At 48.0% G+C, this 18158-nt stretch carries 19 protein-coding genes; 7 read left to right on the top strand and 12 right to left on the bottom strand.

What is annotated here, in order from left to right:
- Window positions 1-169 precede the first annotated feature (169 nt).
- Complete coding sequence (gene rlmE / locus RW114_RS03085) at window positions 170-790, bottom strand: 23S rRNA (uridine(2552)-2'-O)-methyltransferase RlmE (RefSeq protein ID WP_422614780.1); 621 nt, start codon at window positions 788-790, stop codon at window positions 170-172.
- Between the two features lie 45 nt (window positions 791-835).
- On the opposite strand from rlmE, the gene yhbY reads away from it, so the two are divergent.
- Window positions 836-1102 (top strand): ribosome assembly RNA-binding protein YhbY, encoded by a 267-nt coding sequence (yhbY, locus tag RW114_RS03090; protein ID WP_340121244.1) that lies wholly within the window; start codon window positions 836-838, stop codon window positions 1100-1102.
- A gap of 55 nt (window positions 1103-1157) precedes the next feature.
- Here the strand turns inward: yhbY and greA are convergent, their stop codons facing one another.
- The 6 genes from greA to RW114_RS03120 all read right to left on the bottom strand — a co-directional run bounded on the left by greA (window position 1158) and on the right by RW114_RS03120 (window position 9250).
- Window positions 1158-1634: a transcription elongation factor GreA gene (greA, locus tag RW114_RS03095; RefSeq protein WP_340121245.1), complete on the bottom strand. Its 477-nt coding sequence runs from the start codon at window positions 1632-1634 to the stop codon at window positions 1158-1160.
- A gap of 94 nt (window positions 1635-1728) precedes the next feature.
- On the bottom strand, window positions 1729-4947 hold the full coding sequence (gene carB, locus RW114_RS03100; protein ID WP_340121246.1) for a carbamoyl-phosphate synthase large subunit: 3219 nt from the start codon (window positions 4945-4947) through the stop codon (window positions 1729-1731).
- Between the two features lie 136 nt (window positions 4948-5083).
- Window positions 5084-6211: a glutamine-hydrolyzing carbamoyl-phosphate synthase small subunit gene (carA, locus tag RW114_RS03105; RefSeq protein WP_340121247.1), complete on the bottom strand. Its 1128-nt coding sequence runs from the start codon at window positions 6209-6211 to the stop codon at window positions 5084-5086.
- Window positions 6212-6394: 183 nt separating this feature from the next.
- The gene (locus RW114_RS03110) at window positions 6395-6928 is read right to left on the bottom strand and encodes a hypothetical protein (RefSeq protein WP_340121248.1); all 534 of its coding nucleotides are present in this window, start codon (window positions 6926-6928) and stop codon (window positions 6395-6397) included.
- A gap of 333 nt (window positions 6929-7261) precedes the next feature.
- Window positions 7262-8914 carry a chaperonin GroEL gene (groL, locus tag RW114_RS03115; RefSeq protein WP_340121249.1) on the bottom strand — a complete coding sequence of 551 codons (1653 nt, stop codon included), beginning with the start codon at window positions 8912-8914 and terminating at the stop codon, window positions 7262-7264.
- A 48-nt stretch (window positions 8915-8962) separates the two neighbouring features.
- Window positions 8963-9250: a co-chaperone GroES gene (locus tag RW114_RS03120; protein ID WP_027150914.1), complete on the bottom strand. Its 288-nt coding sequence runs from the start codon at window positions 9248-9250 to the stop codon at window positions 8963-8965.
- Window positions 9251-9397: 147 nt separating this feature from the next.
- Here RW114_RS03120 and RW114_RS03125 point away from each other — a divergent pair, with 147 nt between their 5' ends.
- A complete protein-coding gene (locus tag RW114_RS03125) occupies window positions 9398-10144 on the top strand; it encodes a HesA/MoeB/ThiF family protein (protein ID WP_340121250.1) in 747 nt (248 codons plus the stop codon).
- A gap of 65 nt (window positions 10145-10209) precedes the next feature.
- On the opposite strand, the gene RW114_RS03130 is transcribed toward RW114_RS03125, so the two are convergent.
- Complete coding sequence (locus tag RW114_RS03130) at window positions 10210-10416, bottom strand: hypothetical protein (RefSeq protein WP_340121251.1); 207 nt, start codon at window positions 10414-10416, stop codon at window positions 10210-10212.
- 301 nt (window positions 10417-10717) lie between these two features.
- On the opposite strand from RW114_RS03130, the gene pqqA reads away from it, so the two are divergent.
- The 5 genes from pqqA to pqqE all read left to right on the top strand — a co-directional run bounded on the left by pqqA (window position 10718) and on the right by pqqE (window position 13925).
- Entirely contained in the window at window positions 10718-10792 is a 75-nt protein-coding gene (pqqA, locus tag RW114_RS03135) for a pyrroloquinoline quinone precursor peptide PqqA (protein WP_006892363.1), read from the top strand.
- A gap of 108 nt (window positions 10793-10900) precedes the next feature.
- Window positions 10901-11812: a pyrroloquinoline quinone biosynthesis protein PqqB gene (gene pqqB / locus RW114_RS03140; RefSeq protein ID WP_340121252.1), complete on the top strand. Its 912-nt coding sequence runs from the start codon at window positions 10901-10903 to the stop codon at window positions 11810-11812.
- Between the two features lie 10 nt (window positions 11813-11822).
- Window positions 11823-12551: a pyrroloquinoline-quinone synthase PqqC gene (pqqC, locus tag RW114_RS03145; protein ID WP_340121253.1), complete on the top strand. Its 729-nt coding sequence runs from the start codon at window positions 11823-11825 to the stop codon at window positions 12549-12551.
- On the top strand, window positions 12548-12820 hold the full coding sequence (pqqD, locus tag RW114_RS03150; RefSeq protein ID WP_340121254.1) for a pyrroloquinoline quinone biosynthesis peptide chaperone PqqD: 273 nt from the start codon (window positions 12548-12550) through the stop codon (window positions 12818-12820). Before pqqC ends, pqqD begins: the two co-directional genes overlap by 4 nt.
- The gene (gene pqqE / locus RW114_RS03155; RefSeq protein WP_340121255.1) at window positions 12798-13925 is read left to right on the top strand and encodes a pyrroloquinoline quinone biosynthesis protein PqqE; all 1128 of its coding nucleotides are present in this window, start codon (window positions 12798-12800) and stop codon (window positions 13923-13925) included. The genes pqqD and pqqE overlap by 23 nt, the downstream gene beginning before the upstream one ends.
- Window positions 13926-13958: 33 nt before the next feature.
- On the opposite strand, the gene RW114_RS03160 is transcribed toward pqqE, so the two are convergent.
- The 4 genes from RW114_RS03160 to RW114_RS03175 all read right to left on the bottom strand — a co-directional run bounded on the left by RW114_RS03160 (window position 13959) and on the right by RW114_RS03175 (window position 17626).
- Complete coding sequence (locus tag RW114_RS03160; protein WP_340121256.1) at window positions 13959-14534, bottom strand: UbiX family flavin prenyltransferase; 576 nt, start codon at window positions 14532-14534, stop codon at window positions 13959-13961.
- A gap of 123 nt (window positions 14535-14657) precedes the next feature.
- Window positions 14658-16583 carry an Hsp70 family protein gene (locus RW114_RS03165; protein ID WP_340121257.1) on the bottom strand — a complete coding sequence of 642 codons (1926 nt, stop codon included), beginning with the start codon at window positions 16581-16583 and terminating at the stop codon, window positions 14658-14660.
- Window positions 16580-17227 (bottom strand): DUF2760 domain-containing protein, encoded by a 648-nt coding sequence (locus RW114_RS03170; RefSeq protein ID WP_340121258.1) that lies wholly within the window; start codon window positions 17225-17227, stop codon window positions 16580-16582. The genes RW114_RS03165 and RW114_RS03170 overlap by 4 nt, the downstream gene beginning before the upstream one ends.
- Window positions 17228-17245: 18 nt before the next feature.
- Window positions 17246-17626 carry a hypothetical protein gene (locus tag RW114_RS03175; protein ID WP_340121259.1) on the bottom strand — a complete coding sequence of 127 codons (381 nt, stop codon included), beginning with the start codon at window positions 17624-17626 and terminating at the stop codon, window positions 17246-17248.
- Between the last annotated feature and the right edge of the window lie 532 nt (window positions 17627-18158).

An 18158-nucleotide genomic window follows, 5' to 3' on the forward strand; every position in this document is an offset into this window, starting at 1 on the left:
TTCAATTTACACACCCCGAGCCTGAACGGCTCTCGATTTAAAAACTGACTAATTATATCAGGAGTTAACTTTCCTGACTGTCGTTATTTATTTGGAACTCATCTACACATGTAAAATACGACCTCATCATACTTTACAAACCTGATTCTGTTATTAGGGCTACAAAAGCTTATTTAAAGCCTTTAGCTAAAATATAAACTTCATTGCTTCGTGGTCTTGATGCTTTTGGCTTTCTGATAACCACTTTTGCAAAGGACTGCTGAACCTCCTTATAAAACTCCTCAAAACCTGCACCATGAAATAATTTAACCAGAAAAAGCCCCTCTTTTGCCAACACAGCCTTGGCTGTTTCCAAGGCCAACTCTCCAAGATAAATAGAACGGGGCTGATCTACACCTTTATTGCCGCTCATATTCGGCGCCATATCCGACATCACCAGATTGATCGGCGCTCCGTCAAGCACAGCGAACAATTGGTCAAGAACGGCTTGCTCACGAAAATCACCCTGTATAAAATCAACACCCTCCAGTGGATCCATCGCCAAAATATCCAGCGATATAATCTTATCTTTTTTACCAATAATCTGTCGTGCATACTGCGACCATCCTCCTGGAGCAGCACCCAAATCGATAATATTCATCCCCGGCTTAATGAGCTGGTCCTTATCCTGAATTTCTTTCAATTTAAAAACCGCACGTGAACGATAACCCTGAGCTTGCGCCATTTTGACGTATTCATCATCAAAATGTTCTTGCATCCAACGACTACTGCTTTTACTTCGTCCCATAATTATATTTTAGTGTAAAATTTAGGCTTTTGATTTAGGAATTAAAGAGTGAACTCTGCAGACAAGAAAAAACTCCGGGCTCAAGCGCACAGCTTAAAGCCCGTCATTATGATAGGCCAATCAGGACTTACCGCAGCCGTGCTGGCAGAGATTGAATTGGCACTTAACAGCCACGAACTGATTAAAGTGCGGATACGCGCTGAACGGGAAGAACGCAAGCTAATCAGCGAGAAAATCTGCACGGCCACAGGAGCCGAGCTCATTCAGGGTATCGGACAAATTATCGTTATTTACCGCTTAAATCCAGACAAATAAAATAGGCACAAGGCGAAAGGCACAAGACACGTCTTCTTTGCCTTTACCCTTTAGCCTAAATATACTCAATCGAGATAATTTCATAGTCGACATTGCCGCCCGGCGCTTTAACCGTAACAACGTCTTCAACCTCTTTACCGATTAGGGCTCTGGCAATCGGCGAGCCGATTGAAATACGACCTTCCTTGATATTGGCCTCATCTTCACCAACAATCTGATAGGTCACCCTTCTCTCGGCTTCAATGTCTTCTATTTCCACTGTCGCGCCAAACACCACTTTGCCATTGGCATCCACCTTGGTAATGTCAATAATTTGCGCGTTAGAAAGTTTACCTTCAATTTCGGAAATACGCCCCTCGGCAAAGCTTTGCTGTTCTTTCGCCGCATGATATTCGGCGTTTTCTTTCAAATCACCGTGCGCTCTAGCCGTGGCAATCGACGCAATAATACGCGGACGCACAACCGACTTTAATTCTTCCAATTCAGCACGTAATTTTTCCGCACCTTTGACGGTGAGAGGTACTTTATTCATTTTTAAAACTCCAATAATTATTTTTTTAGGCGAAAGGCTAAGGGCAAATGACGAAAGTCGCCGCTCTCTTTAGCCTTTCGCCTTGTCTTTCGCCTTAAATAAGACTTTTATGCAGATCCTGCAAGCAATTCACATCGCCTGCGTCCAATTCACCCAGCGCGTAACAGGCCGCTCTTGCTCCGGCCATGGTCGTGTAATACGTTACACGGTGTTGCAAGGCTTCACGACGCATCGTAAATGAATCCGAAATGGCTTTTGTGCCTTCCGTCGTATTAATAATCAGTTGAATCTGATCGTTTTTGATCATATCAACCGTATTAGGCCGCCCTTCATTAACCTTATAAACCACTTCACAAGGAATGCCCGCGTCTTTAAGAAACTTTGCGGTACCTCCGGTGGCGACAATTTCATATTTTTTATCAACCAGCATTCTGGCAATATCAGGCAACTTAACTTTATCGGCATCGCGAATGCTGATAAGCACTTTACCGCTGTGATTCAAGTTGACACCGGCAGCTCGCTGGGATTTGGCAAAAGCCTCGCCAAAGGTTTTACCCACCCCCATCACTTCGCCGGTTGACTTCATTTCTGGGCCCAACAAGGGATCAACGCCTGGAAATTTAACAAAGGGGAATACTGCTTCCTTAACCGAATAGTAACCGGGAATACGTTCTTCGGTAATGCCTTGTTGCGCCAAGGTTTGCCCAACCATGCAGCGCGCCGCAATTTTGGCCAGCGCATAACCCGTAGCCTTGGATACAAAAGGCGCCGTACGCGAAGCTCTTGGATTGACTTCAAGCACATAAATATCCTCACCCTGAATAGCAAACTGGGTATTCATCAAACCAATCACGCCCAGAGCCTCCGCCATTTTGGTCACCTGTTCGCGCAATTTATCCTGGAGTTTTGGCGCTAATTCATAAGGAGGCAGCGAACACGCTGAATCGCCTGAATGCACGCCGGCCTGCTCGATGTGCTCCATCAAACCGCCGATCAATACCTGCTCCCCGTCATAAATGGCATCAACATCCATTTCAACCGCATCGTCAAGGAATCGATCCAGCAATACCGGCGAATCATTGGAAACACTGACTGCTTCTTTCATATAACGCTGCAAACCCTCTTCATTGAAGACGATTTCCATAGCCCGACCGCCCAATACATAGGAAGGCCGAACAACCAGAGGATAACCCAGTTTTGTTGCCGCATTAATCGCCTGCTCGACAGAACGGGCCGTGGCGTTGGGCGGCTGTTTCAAATCCAGCCTTTCCAGCAATTTTTGGAAACGCTCACGGTCTTCAGCCAAATCAATCGAATCCGGTGAGGTGCCGATAATGGGCACACCGGCCGCTTCCAAGGCACGCGCCAATTTCAACGGCGTTTGACCGCCGTACTGCACAATCACGCCTTTGGGCTGTTCAATATGCACGATTTCCAGCACATCTTCCAGCGTTAACGACTCGAAATACAAACGATCCGAAGTGTCAAAGTCGGTAGAAACCGTTTCAGGATTGCAATTGATCATGATGGTTTCATAGCCGTCTTCGCGCAATGCCAATGCCGCATGCACACAGCAGTAATCGAACTCGATACCTTGACCGATACGGTTAGGTCCGCCGCCGAGAATAATGATTTTTTCTCTATCGGAAACCCGCGCCTCGCACTCTTGTTCGTAAGTCGAATATAAATAAGCCGTGTCGGACGAAAACTCGGCCGCGCAGGAATCTATACGTTTATAAACCGGGCGAATATTCTGTTTATGCCGCACATTGCGCACTTCAGACTCGGAGGTATCCAGCAACTTAGCCAAGCGTATATCGGAAAAGCCCTTGCGTTTTAATTTATACAGCTCGCCTTCTTTCAAGGTCGATAAGGTTTTAGTCGATAATGATTTCTCAGTAATAACCAAATCTTCCACCTGCGCCAAAAACCAGGGATCGATTTTACTGGCTTCATGCACATCGTCCAACGTCATGCCGCTACGGAACGCATCGGCGACATAGAGCAAACGATCCGGCCCCGGATGGCGCATTTCACGCTGCATTTTTTCCTGAGCATCGTCCCTGTTCAAGTCGATAATTTCATCGAGACCGCTGATGCCGATTTCCAGGCCACGCAAGGCTTTTTGCAGCGACTCCTGAAAAGTGCGACCTATGGCCATGACTTCACCGACAGACTTCATCTGCGTGGTCAAACGGTCATCCGCTTGCGGGAATTTTTCAAAGGTAAAACGCGGAATCTTGGTGACCACATAATCAATGGTCGGCTCAAATGATGCCGGTGTTGCGCCACCGGTAATCTCGTTTTTCAATTCATCCAGTGTGTAACCTATCGCCAGTTTTGCCGCCACCTTGGCAATCGGAAAACCGGTTGCCTTGGATGCCAACGCAGACGAACGCGATACGCGCGGATTCATCTCGATAACGATCATCCGACCGTCTTTCGGGTTAATGGCGACCTGCACGTTGGAACCGCCGGTATCGACGCCAATCTCCCGCAATACCGCCAGAGAGACGTTACGCAGAATCTGATATTCCTTGTCGGTCAAGGTTTGCGCTGGCGCTACGGTGATCGAATCGCCGGTATGCACGCCCATCGGGTCGAAGTTTTCAATCGAACAGACAATAATGCAGTTGTCTTTGGAATCGCGTACCACTTCCATTTCGTATTCTTTCCAGCCCAGCACCGACTCTTCAATCAATAACTCGTTGGTTGGCGATAAATACAGGCCGCGCTCGCAGATTTCAACAAACTCTTCCTTGTTGTAAGCGATACCGCCACCGCTGCCGCCCATCGTAAACGAAGGACGAATAACGGTCGGATAACCTACTTCCTGCTGCGCCGCCAATGCTTCTTCCATCGTATGCGCGGTTTTTGACTTTGCCACTTCATAACCGATTTTCCGCATCGCCTGATTGAACAGCTCACGGTCTTCGGCTTTGTTAATCGCTTCTTTGCTAGCGCCGATCATTTCAACGCCATACTTTTCCAAAACGCCGTTGGCATCAAGATCCAGCGCGCAGTTCAACGCAGTCTGTCCGCCCATGGTCGGCAATATCGCATCGGGACGTTCTTTGGCGATAATTTTTTCTACGGTTTGCCAGTCGATAGGCTCGATATAGGTCGCATCGGCCATATCCGGGTCGGTCATAATCGTTGCCGGATTGGAATTGACCAGAATGACGCGATAACCTTCTTCCCGCAGCGCCTTACAGGCTTGCGTACCTGAATAATCAAACTCGCAGGCTTGACCAATAACGATAGGGCCTGCACCCAGTAATAAAATCGATTTTATGTCGGTTCTTTTTGGCATTTTGTATGCGTTACCATTTATGTTGCTGTTAGTTATGCAGACTGGGTGGCGTAACCTACGGTTGTCGGGTTACGCTACGCTGCTTCTGCATCCATGTAGGGGCGACTTTAGTCGCCCAAGGCGAATGAATTCGCCCCTACAATGCTTGTTCCATCATCTCGATGAAATCATCGAATAAAGCTTCTACATCATGAGGCCCCGGACTTGCTTCGGGGTGACCTTGAAAACTCATCGCAGGACAATCCGTTCGTTTGATACCCTGCAAGCTGCCGTCAAATAAGGAACGATAAGTCGCTATGACATTATCAGGAAGACTGTCTTCATTGGCCGCAAAGCCATGATTCTGGCTGCTGATCATGACCCGGCCCGTGGCTATTTCCTGAACCGGATGGTTGGCGCCATGATGGCCGAATTTCATTTTCTCGGTTTTTGCGCCGCTGGCCAAAGCCAATAACTGATGCCCCAGACAAATGCCGAATACCGGAATTTTCTTTTCCAGTATCGTTTTAATCGCCTCTATCGCATAAGTACACGGCTCCGGATCGCCAGGGCCATTAGACAGGAAAACGCCATCAGGATTCATCGCCAATACGGTCTCGGCGGGTGTTGTTGCAGGAACAACGGTGACGCGGCAACCACGATTGGACAGTAACCTGAGAATATTACGCTTAACACCAAAGTCATAAGCGACAACATGTTTGGTCAGATTTTCTGCCTGCGTATGTCCATTTTGCAAATGCCAGATATTTTCAGTCCATTCATAAGGCCGATCAACCGTGACTTCCTTAGCCAGATCCATGCCTTTCAACCCTGAAAAGCCTTCAATGGCTTTTTTTGCAACATCCAGATCAATCGACTCTCCCGCCATAATACAACCGCGTTGAGCACCTTTATCACGCAAAAGCCGGGTTAATTGACGGGTATCGATATCTGCAATGGCGACGACATCATTATCAATTAAATATTGCTGCAAGGATTTTTCGCTACGCCAGTTGCTGGCCAACAACGGCAGATCTCTAATCACCAAACCACTGGCAAAAACGCCGACAGACTCATCATCTTCGCCAGTTGTCCCGACATTACCAACATGAGGATAGGTTAATGTCACAATTTGCCGGGCATAAGACGGATCACTGAGAATTTCCTGATATCCGGTCATAGCCGTATTAAAAACGACCTCACCCACGGAACAGCCGTCTGCACCTATGGCAACACCGTTAAAAACCGTTCCATCTTCCAAAAGCAATAAAGCAGACCTAGTCAAACACGTCACCTCAAATGTGCAAAACGGGATGACCCCTTAAGGACTCATCCCGTTATAAAAAAACAAAACTGTGGGTAATTTTACGAGATTATGCGACGTGGGTCATTAACAATTTTTTAAACTCGAGACATCATGCCTATTATATAAAGTACGGCACATTGAGTTGATGCGACTCCAGCACCACTAAACGACAGAAGACAAAGAACAAATTTTCTGCTCCACACCGAGAATGGCACGGTTCAAAATACCCAGGTTTTTTTCTTCGATGATTTGCATGCCCATCACATAAAAAATAGGCATCCATAACGGATTAATCAACAGACCGCCCAGCGCACTTTTCCAGGTTCGTTTCAGGTTTTTTAACGGATTAAACGACTCCGCCAAAGAGTGCATGGGATATTCGGAAAAAACAGCGACAATCGGGAGCAGGATGGTTTTGTCATGGCCTTCCAGCTGTGCCATTGATTGCAGGAGTTTTCGCTCCATGTTGTGATAATTTTTCCTCGCAAAGCCCGCAGAAACAGCGAAAGTAAGCGCTACCAGAGGCAACAGAATACTCGGCGGCGCCACCGGTGCAAAAGTGGAAGACAGCATGACTATGCCAAGCCCCAACATCAGAACATCTTCACCCCGCTCCACGTCGCGATCGATGCCTTTGAGAATCGCAGAAACGGCATTGCCGAACGAATCTTTTAAATAATCTTTTTCTTGTGCCATGGTAATTCTCCTTATGGATAGTGCAAAAGCACGCCTTATGAAAAATGTCACCTACGCGAATCCAGCAATGACCGCGTATTCTTTGTACCGGGTTTATGCAGTTTACCGGCCCATACCAACTTGTCTAATTCTTATTCTCCAGGCAGGCTAGTTTAATTGAGCTTTTATTCAACAGCAAACACTAATATTTAGCGCCCATCTGTCCCGCTTGAGGGTGTGCAGAGTGAGGTACGCAATTTTTACCTTGAAGGACAATAAAAAAAGCCCCGGCTGTTTCAAAAACAACCGGGGCTTTCATTTCACTTAAAGCAACAGGGCTTTAAGACAACATGATTACATCATGCCGCCCATGCCACCCATACCGCCCATGCCGCCCATATCAGGCATGCCGTGACCGCCTTTATCATCGCTAGGCGCATCAGCAATCATCACTTCGGTAGTCAGCATCAAGCCGGCAACAGAAGCTGCGTTTTGCAACGCAGTACGGGTTACTTTCGCAGGATCTAAAATACCCATTTCGATCATATCGCCGTATTCGCCGGTTGCCGCATTGTAACCAAAATTACCTGTGCCTTTTTGCACTTCATTGAAAACTACTGAAGGTTCGTCGCCCGCATTAGCAACGATTTGACGCAGAGGTTCTTCCATCGCACGACGCAGAATGTTAATACCGACTGTTTGGTCGTGGTTAATGCCTTCGAGTTTATCAAGAGCAGAAATTGCGCGAACCAGAGCAGAACCGCCACCGGCAACAACGCCTTCTTCAACCGCTGCGCGTGTTGAATGCAATGCATCTTCTACGCGGGCTTTCTTTTCTTTCATTTCGATTTCGGTTGCAGCGCCCACTTTAATGACAGCAACACCGCCGGCTAATTTAGCCAGACGCTCTTGCAGTTTTTCTTTGTCATAGTCGGACGTTGCATCGTCTGCTTGTGCGCGAATTTGTGCAACACGGCTTTTGATTTGCTCTTCAGAACCTGCGCCATCAATGATGGTGGTGTTTTCTTTAGTGATTTGTACTTTTTTAGCGGTACCCAATTGCTCTAATTCAGCTTTTTCCAGGCTCAAACCGACTTCTTCAGAGATAACAGTACCGCCAGTCAATACAGCAATGTCTTCCAACATGGCTTTACGACGATCGCCGAAACCGGGGGCCTTAACGGCTGCAACTTTAACGATACCGCGAATAGTGTTAACAACCAAAGTTGCCAGGGCTTCGCCTTCAACATCTTCAGCAACGATCAATAAAGGACGCCCGGCTTTAGCAACGCCTTCCAGAATTGGAAGCATGTCACGAATATTGGAGATTTTTTTGTCGTAGATCAGAATCAATGGGTCCTCTAATTCGACGCTCATGTTTTCTTGTTTGTTGATGAAGTAAGGTGACAAGTAGCCACGGTCAAACTGCATACCTTCAACTACGTCCAATGAGTTGTCCAGGCCTGTGCCTTCTTCAACGGTAATAACGCCTTCTTTACCGACTTTTTCCATCGCTTCCGCAATGATTTGGCCGACTGATTCGTCAGAGTTGGCTGAGATAGTACCGACTTGGGCAATCGCTTTGTTATCGGTGCAAGGCGTAGCGGAAGCTACAATCGCTTCAACGGCTTTAATGACGGCTAAGTCAATACCGCGTTTTAAGTCCATTGGGTTCATGCCGGCGGCAACGGCTTTTAAACCTTCGTTGACGATAGATTGCGCCAATACGGTTGCAGTGGTTGTACCGTCACCGGCTACATCGGAAGTGTGCGAAGCCACTTCTTTAACCATTTGCGCGCCCATATTTTCGAATTTGTCTTTTAATTCGATTTCTTTAGCAACCGATACACCGTCTTTAGTGATGGTTGGAGCGCCGAAGCTTTTGTCCAGAATCGCATTACGGCCTTTAGGACCTAAAGTTACCTTGACTGCGTTTGCTAAAATATTTACGCCGCGCGCCATACGGACACGAGCGTCATCACCGAATAATACGTCTTTTGCTGCCATTTTTATTCCTTTCTATTTTGTATGTGAATGTGATTAACGTGCTCAGGCTTAACCTAAAACGCCCATGATGTCTTCTTCACGCATAACGATAAGATCGTCGCCGTCAACTTTAACTTCGTTGCCGGAATATTTGCCGAACAGCACTTTATCACCGACCTTGACTTCCAGAGCGCGCACTGTGCCATTGTCCAGTTGCTTGCCATTACCTACCGCCAAAATGACGCCTTGACTTGGTTTTTCGGCCGCAGAACCTGGCAGTAAAATACCGCCGGCAGTTGTCGTTTCTTCTTCAACACGTTTGACTATCACTCTGTCGTGTAACGGACGTATTTTCATCAATATCTCCTAACATTAAAATTAAAGGTTAAATTCGGATTTAGATTTTAGCACTCGCTAGCAACGAGTGCCAACAATAATCAGTTTTTGCAGTCTACCCCGTTCTTTGGCATCATCTCTGCTCACAATACAGCAACAACATGACTTATGAATGACAACCAACTACTGCGTTATAGCCGTCAAATCATGCTTCCTCAAATCGATATTGAGGGACAACAAAAACTTCTCGCTGCCAGCATACTGATTGTCGGTGCCGGAGGACTCGGTTCCCCTGCCGCTATTTATCTTGCTGCGGCAGGTATCGGCACACTCACTATTTATGATAATGACGTCGTAGACTTATCCAATTTGCAAAGGCAGATTGCTCATCACACGCCAGATATTGGGATTGATAAAGTAATTTCAACCCGCCAAACGCTTAATAAACTAAATCCCGATGTCAAGGTAAGAGCAATCAAACAAAGACTGAAAGGTGAACAGCTTGATTTCGAAGTGAGACAAGCGGACGTGGTTTTGGACTGTAGCGACAACTTCTCCACGCGCTTTGCGATCAATAGCGCCTGCGTCAAACAGCAAACGCCGCTGGTATCCGGTGCAGCGATTCGCTTTGAAGGTCAGGTGACTGTGTTTACGCCGGGTAAAAACGACAGCCCGTGCTACAACTGCCTGTACGACAATGACGGCGAAGAATTGCAAAACTGCGCCACCAACGGCGTTATAGCGCCGATCACCGGCATAGTCGGCAGCATCCAGGCACTGGAAGCAATGAAGCTGATCATGAATATCGGCGAAGCGTTAGCCGGACGGTTATTACTATTGGATGGATTAACGATGGAATGGAATACGATGAAACTGAGGAAAAACCCTAACTGCCCGACCTGCGGCGGCTTATAGATTTGCTGGCATGAGAAATTTCCAGGCGGATAACATCACCTGGAAAGCTCATCAAGAACATATTTTTACTTTTTGGCAAACAACCCCTGAACAAATTTAATTACTTTTTCTGCAAAATCGTTCACTACCGACGGACTATCGCCATGCGGCTCAATTTCACCGAACGGTTTGTCGCCTGCTTTCGTAAACCTGTAAATAAAATAACCCAGCGGCGCGAACGCCGCAGCAGCGATTACTAACATAATCAACCACAGCTCAGTAACTCCACCCATGACCCCTCCTCATATTTTTATATGTGTATTATTGTTTTTAAGGTGAAATAGAATAATACTCTCTTCCTACCCAAAAAAACATCTTTCCCAACCTAGCCAAATATCCTGTAATTTTAACCAGTTACCATTGGTTTATTACCCCTGCATTTACTGCCAAACAGCGCATGAACTGTTTAAAAGACAAGGTTTGTCAGCTTTCGGCGATGTCAAAAGTTGCGTAAAAAAATAGTTCATCGTATACTTCAATTCAGCTTACTTGATCAAGCTAGCATAATAATTTAAACACTTCTGGAGGTTCACGATGAAATGGGAAACACCAAGCTACACAGACCTGCGTTTCGGTTTTGAAGTAACAATGTACATCTACAATCGTTAATTCGATTGGGATCAAAAAAGGGGCTCTTGATGAGCCCCTTTTTTTTGCCTGACGCCTTTTATTACCGTATCATTTAGCCCTTATTCCCTCTAAGTTACTATTCATACTATGAAGATCAGAGTTCTCGGTTCAGGTGCAGGCGGCGGTTTTCCTCAATGGAACTGCAACTGCCATAATTGCCATCGCTTGCGGCACCAGGAAATGAACGGCAAAGCCCGTACCCAGTCATCCATTGCGGTAAGTACCGACAATAAAAACTGGCTGCTGTTTAATACCTCGCCGGACATTCGTGCGCAACTGGAAGCTTTCCCCGCTATCCAGCCTAAAGAAGGCGTTCGCGATACCGGCATTAAAGCGATCATGCTGATCGACAGCCAGATCGACCATACCACCGGCCTGCTGATGCTCAGGGAAGGCAAACCGCTGGATGTGTACTGCACCGAAATGGTCAAGCAAGACCTGACCACCGGCTTTCCCTTATTCAACATGCTGGAAGATTACTGCACCGTCAACCATCATCCGATTCCATACGACGGCAGCAGCTTTACCATTCCCGGCATCGATGATTTGCGTTTTTATACCCAAGCTTTAAAAAGCAAGGCGCCGCCTTATTCTCCGCACCGTAACGATCCGCATGACGGCGACAATATCGGCGTGATCATCGAACAAATCTCTACCGGCAAAAAGGTGTTTTATTCTCCCGGTCTGGGCGAAATAGAACCGCATGTGATGGCCGCCATGCAGGCCGTCGATTGTATACTGGTGGACGGCACCTTCTGGACCGATGACGAAATGTGCACGCAGAACATCAGCCACAAAAAAGCTCGTGAAATAGGCCACTTGCCTCAATCCGGTGCAGGCGGCATGATAGAAGTCCTGAACGGCGTTGCAAAAACTCGCAAGCTATTGATCCACATCAACAACACCAACCCTATCTTAGACGACGATTCCGAACAACGTAAAATACTCGATGCCGCCGGCATCGAAGTCTCCTACGACGGTTTGGAAATCGACTTATAAAGGATACACCATGAGCAGTGATAATAAAGCCTGGACCAAAGAACAATTTGAAGCCGAACTACGCGGCATGGAAAGCCATTACCACATTCATCATCCTTACCACACCCTGATGAACGAAGGTAAACTCACCAAAGCGCAATTGCAGGGCTGGGTCGCCAACCGTTTTTATTATCAGGTCTGCATTCCGATTAAAGACGCGAACATTCTGGCTAATTGTCCTGATCGCGAAACCCGCGCCAAATGGATACAACGGATTATGGACCATGATGGACACCCTGGCGATCCGGGCGGCATTGAGGCATGGATACAGCTGGGTATGGCCGTCGGCTTGACGCGCGAAGACATTACCTCATTGAAATATGTGTTACCGGGCGTACGTTTTGCCGTCGACGCCTATGTTAATTTTGCCCGCAGAGCGGAATGGCACGAAGCGGCAAGCTCCTCGTTAACCGAACTGTTTGCTCCTAAAATTCACCAGCAACGTCTGGATAATTGGCCGGAACATTACCCTTGGGTCGAACAGGAAGGTTATATCTATTTCCGCAAACGCCTGACCGAAGCGCGACGCGATGTCGAACACGGCCTGGCCATCACGCTGGATTGGTATAAAACCCGCGAACAACAAGAGCGCATGATTCAAATCCTGCAATTTAAGCTGGACGTATTGTGGACCATGGCGGATGCGATGTACCTGGCGTATATTCACGATATGCCGCCTTATTTTAATATTGAAAAATGAGCATTAATCCAGATCAAACCATTAAATTTTCCCCTATGCACCGTTTGCAATGGGAAGAAGCCCAGAAAAAAGATGTTATTCTCTATCCTGAAGGCATGGTGGAACTTAACCAAAGTTCCGCAGAAATCCTGAAATTATGCGATGGCGCCCGCAAGCTTGACCAAATCGTCAGCGATCTGGAACAGAAATTTGCAACGACAGGTCTCGCAAATGACATAACCGCTTTCCTGGAGGTCGCTTTAAAAAATGGCTGGATCCAACAAAACTAACATCACCCCGCCGCGCTGGCTGCTGGCGGAATTGACTTATGCCTGCCCGCTACAGTGCCCTTATTGCGCCAACCCGATTGATTATGCAAAACATCAATCCGAACTGGACACCGAGGACTGGAAGCGCGTACTCACGCAAGCCCGAAAAATGGGCGCAGTCCAGCTGGGTTTTTCCGGCGGCGAACCGTTAACCCGCAAAGATCTGCCTGAACTGGTTAAACACGCCAGAGATCTGGGTTATTATTCCAACCTGATTACCTCAGGCTATGGACTGACCGAAGAAAAAATCGTCGAACTCAAAGAAGCCGGGCTAGACCATATCCAGGTCAGCATCCAGGCCAGCAGCCAGGAACTGAACGATCATATTGCCGGCACCGAATCGTTCCAGCACAAAAAAGACGTCGCCCATCTGGTCAAAAAACACGGCTACCCGATGGTCTTGTGCGTGGTCATACACCGCGAAAACATCCACCAGATGCCGCAAATTCTGGAAATGGCCGAAGAACTGGGCGCAGATTATCTGGAGTTGGCGAACACCCAGTATTACGGTTGGGCACATGCCAACCGTGATTTATTGCTGCCCACCAAAGAACAGTTTGAACAGGCCGAACAAATCGCCCAGGCTTTTAAAGAAAAAGTCGAAGGCAAGATGAAAATCTATTATGTGGTGCCGGATTTTCATGAAGACCGGCCCAAAGCCTGTATGAACGGCTGGGGAACGACCTTCTTAACCATCGCACCGGACGGCGTAGCCCTGCCCTGTCATTCGGCCCGAGAACTACCAGGACTGGATTGTCCCAATGTGAAAGACTACAGCATTGATCAAATCTGGAATGAATCCAAAGCCTTCAATTTTTTCCGAGGCTATGAATGGATGAAAGAACCGTGTAGCAGCTGCGATGAAAAAGAAAAAGATTTCGGCGGCTGCCGTTGTCAGGCTTATCTGTTAACTGGTGATATGTACGCCGCCGACCCGGTGTGCAGCAAATCGCCTAATCACCCTGTGATTCAGGAAGCGATAGACTCAGCTAGAGCCAGTGCTTTATCTGACAATGAAAAGCCGTTAATATTTCGTAACAGCAAAAATTCACGGCTGCTGTCTTAAGAAACTTTCGAGGTGAGGGCTTAAAAGAGGTTTCTACAAGCCCTCCCAAGGTGTATACAAGCCGTCGACATTAACCCCGAATAGTTCCAAAACCCGGCCCACGGTTTCATCGACCATTGCCGCCAGCGAATCCGATTTGCTGTAAAAAGCAGGCATCGGCGGAAAGATGATACCGCCCATTTCGGTCACACTCGCCATGTTTCGAATATGCACCAGATGTAAGGGTGTTTCGCGAGGCATGACCACCAAGCGCCGCCGCTCTTTTAACACCACATCAGCCGAGCGTGAAATCAGGTTGTCGCCGAAACCGTGCGCAACCGCAGACAGGGTTTTCATCGAACACGGCGCGATAATCATCCCTTCGGTTTTAAAGCCGCCGCTGGAAATACTCGCGGCAATGTCATTGATACCATGAGTCACATCGGCCAACTCGACCAGCTCAGCTCGCTTCATGTCCATTTCATGGGTTAAATTCACCACACCGGCCGAAGAGATGACCAAATGCGTTTCCCATTGTTCCTGCGCCTGCAAAACTTGCAGCATTCTTACCCCATAAACCGCACCGGTTGCACCGGTCATGGCGATGATCAAGCGTTTTTTTCGATTCATTTTTATGTCCTCGTTCCCATGCTCCCGCGTGGGAATGCATATGGAAGCATGGCAACATACAAAGTCAGTATGGATTCCCACGCCGGAGCGTGGGAACCAGAAATGCCTTAAAACGGTTCGTGCCTACTCGCCCGCCCTGACATCAAATTCAATCTTCCAGCGACCCTGGTCTTTTTGCGAGACGGCTTGCAGTTCCAACGTGCCTACTTCGGTTACGGCTGCACACAGATGCACCGGCACCACTTCACCGGGTCTGCGACCCTCTTCCGGCAAGGTGATTTCTATCTCCTCCAGTTCGTCCAGTTCTTCGTCAGTCCAATAATCCAGGCGGGTACCCACCTTATCCTCGCGCCGGGTATTGGAGGCGAAAAAGCGAAACCGTACCGGTTCGCCAATCACCAAACCGAATTCATCATCCGGCAATTCCTGTTGCGTACCTTCTTCCATGCCGAACGGGGCAATGCACAAGGCCTGAATTTCCGGCGACATGCCGGGTACTGCGGGCATCGCGCTTTCTATGCCGACATAATAAGAGGCCGCCGTGCCGCCTTTAATACGCACACCCTTGCCTTTGCGAACGTAACCATAATAAGCAGCGCCTCGGGCGACGGCCAGATCAAGATCGGCACCTTCCAATAATCGGGCTTCGGGAGCCTGCTCCGCGCTCAACCATGAATTTAACACCTCCATTAAACGTTCAGCCAAGGCATCGGCTTTTAACACGCCGCCGTTAAACAACACCGCAGTAGGATGCAAAAAGCTCGCATGTTCCGGCAGATGAATATCGCTCAACTCGTCGGTAGCGCCTTGCTGCTTGGTCAAAAACGCCGCCAGATGACGGGTAATGCCCGCATCCTGGGCATAAGGGAGACCTGCGGTTCTTAAGCCGGTACGGGGACGACTGACCGGCCTGTCGCTGACTGCCACCTTAGGCAAAAATCCTTCAATCAACACACGATTAACTTCTTCACGGGTTAATTCGCTGCGTAGCGTGCCGCCAATCAGCGAAGAACCTCTGCTTGCCACCACCAGCGGGATATTATCCGCCTCGGAATGAGTGAATATTTTTTCCTTGGCCTCGCGGCAACTGTGGGTCAACGCCTGAATCTGCCAAGGCTCCAAGCGTTTGCCGTCTTTTTCCAGCTTGGCTTTAACGGTATAGGCCAAGGCCAAATCCATGTTGTCGCCGCCCAGCAAAATATGATCGCCAACAGCCACCCGGGTCAGTTCGAGATTGCCCTCTTGCTGGGTAACCGCTATCAATGATAAATCGGTGGTGCCGCCGCCGACATCGATGACCAGGATAATATCGCCCACCTCGGCATGGTTGCGCCAGTCGCCTTGGCTTTTCTCTATCCAGCTGTATAACGCTGCCTGCGGTTCTTCCAGAAGGATTGCCTGACCGAGACCCACGGCACGTGCCGCCTCAGCCGTCAGCTCCCGTGCCGCAGGATCGAATGAAGCCGGCACCGTAATAACGACATCCTGCTGATCCAACGGTGCATCGGGGAACTGACTTTGCCAGGCATCGCGCAAATGTTGCAAGTACGCAATCGTTGCCTGAAACGGCGAGACGCGGTCGACTTCGTCAGGGGCTTCAGCAGGTAAAATGGGCGCTTTGCAATCTACGCCGACATGACATAACCAGCTTTTAGCGCTAGCCACCAACCGTATCGGAGTTTTGCTGCCCAAATTGCGGGCAATTTCACCGACCAGATAGTCCGGTTTTGCGATCCAGGGTAACGCGGTAGAATCTTCTGCCAATTCGGCTGGATGAGCCTGATATAAGAACGACGGCAACTGTGGCTTGTCTTCAACCGAACCGGGAGAAGTCAGTTGCGGTATTGCCATGACTTGCGGCGAGAAACCTTCATCGTCGATATGTTCCAGATCGGCATAAGACAAGACGCAATGCGTGGTGCCCAAATCGATACCGACAGAAAATCGTGTTCCTGAGGAGACGTTTTGCGCTTGCTCAACGGCTAAATTTTCACTTGCCGTGTCTTCATTAGCCGTTTCCGGTTGCGAATGACCGGGCAAATCGCTCATAACTCCACCTCTGCCGGTGCAACAATAGCCGCATTATGCCCTGACGTCAGTTTGGGCAGTCTGATACCGGTTACTTGCCAGCCCTTATGCACCAGAGTGCCGGTAAAAGGCGCATGACCGACGATATTGCCGGTTAAGCGCACCGCAGCCGCATCAAAACCCTGCGGCAGAGTGATTTTACTGCCTTCCTGTTCGCTACGGACGGTAGCCAAGGTAAAATGTTCGTTAATCGCCTTATTACAGCCTTCATGCACGACACGGGCAGCAATACCGATATCCGCATCGCTGTAAGCGGCAATATCTTCTTTAATGAAATCGATAAAGCGCGCTTCTTTTTGCAACAAACCCAGCAATTGCAAAGCCGCATCAGGAGTTGCCTCTTTTAACACCACAGGTTCCGGTGCAGGCGCATGAACCAGCTTTTCAACTTCGACAATTTTCTCAACGATTTTTACCACCGGTTCAGGTGCCGGCGCAGCAGGCAAAACAGCCGGTTTTTTCTTGCCGCGAATCAGGCTGATCAGCATCGACAGCAATAAAACGATTAAAATCAGCGCCAACAGCGCAACAGTGCCCGCCAAACAAACATGCCAGAGATCGAAGGTGGTGGGTTTCAAGGATAAATCGATTACATAAGTATTCATTACACGAGACTCTTATAGTTATTGTTGACCGGATTTTCTGGCGGCTTCACCAAACATCATACCTTGCAGTACATTACGCGTAGTTTGCATGCGCATCTGTCTTAAGTGGCGGTCGGCAACGATGCCGGGCACTTTTTCAGCCAGATAAACTTCGCGCATCTGGGATAAGATCGATTCGCATTGTTTCATGATCTCTTCCGTCGCCCGGCGACTCTCCAGCTGTTGATAAGCAGGTTTTTGCATTTCACCTGAAACACACATTTTATATTGATACCCCGCATCCTGAATCTTCTTAATTGTGGCATCGGACAGCGTCGTGTTATGCCATTCATTTTTGGCATCATCAGCAAAAGCGGTTGCTGCCGACAATAAAACAGTTAAGAAAAGAATCTTTTTCATGGTATTTCCCGATATGGTTAAGCAAATTCTGAACGCTTGATTTTACGCGAACTGGTCAAAAATAAATAACATTTGTCAGCCGTCTAATAAAGTACGCAAGAGGCGGGCTCTATTTTTTATTAAACGCCGCCCTTATTGACAATGCGCCCGTTTTTTTGTCTTTCAAGGGTATGAATGCGTGTAGCCGTGTTTTTTTACAGGCTTTGCACCTAAGCAGATGAAAAATGTACGGGTGTCATAGTCAAGCAAACTACTGGAAAATGCAGCGTCAAATTCGGCTTCAATGCCTTGAATTCATACTAATAGGTAACGCCTCTTAAAAAGAGTTAGATGCTATACTTTACAAAATAATCTAATAACAGCCGAGTAAATGAAGTTGCATGGATAAAGACTCAATCGCCCAGAATACATTACGAGCAGCTGCTGAGGCGCGGCTCTGCCATGCACCTGTAACAACATTAGTGAATTGCACTGCCGAAAAATTACCGCATGAACTCCAAGTACTCCAGATCGAACTGGAAATGCAGAATGA

The sequence above is a fragment of the Methylobacter svalbardensis genome (assembly GCF_037671525.1).
Lineage (GTDB): Bacteria > Pseudomonadota > Gammaproteobacteria > Methylococcales > Methylomonadaceae > Methylobacter_A > Methylobacter_A svalbardensis.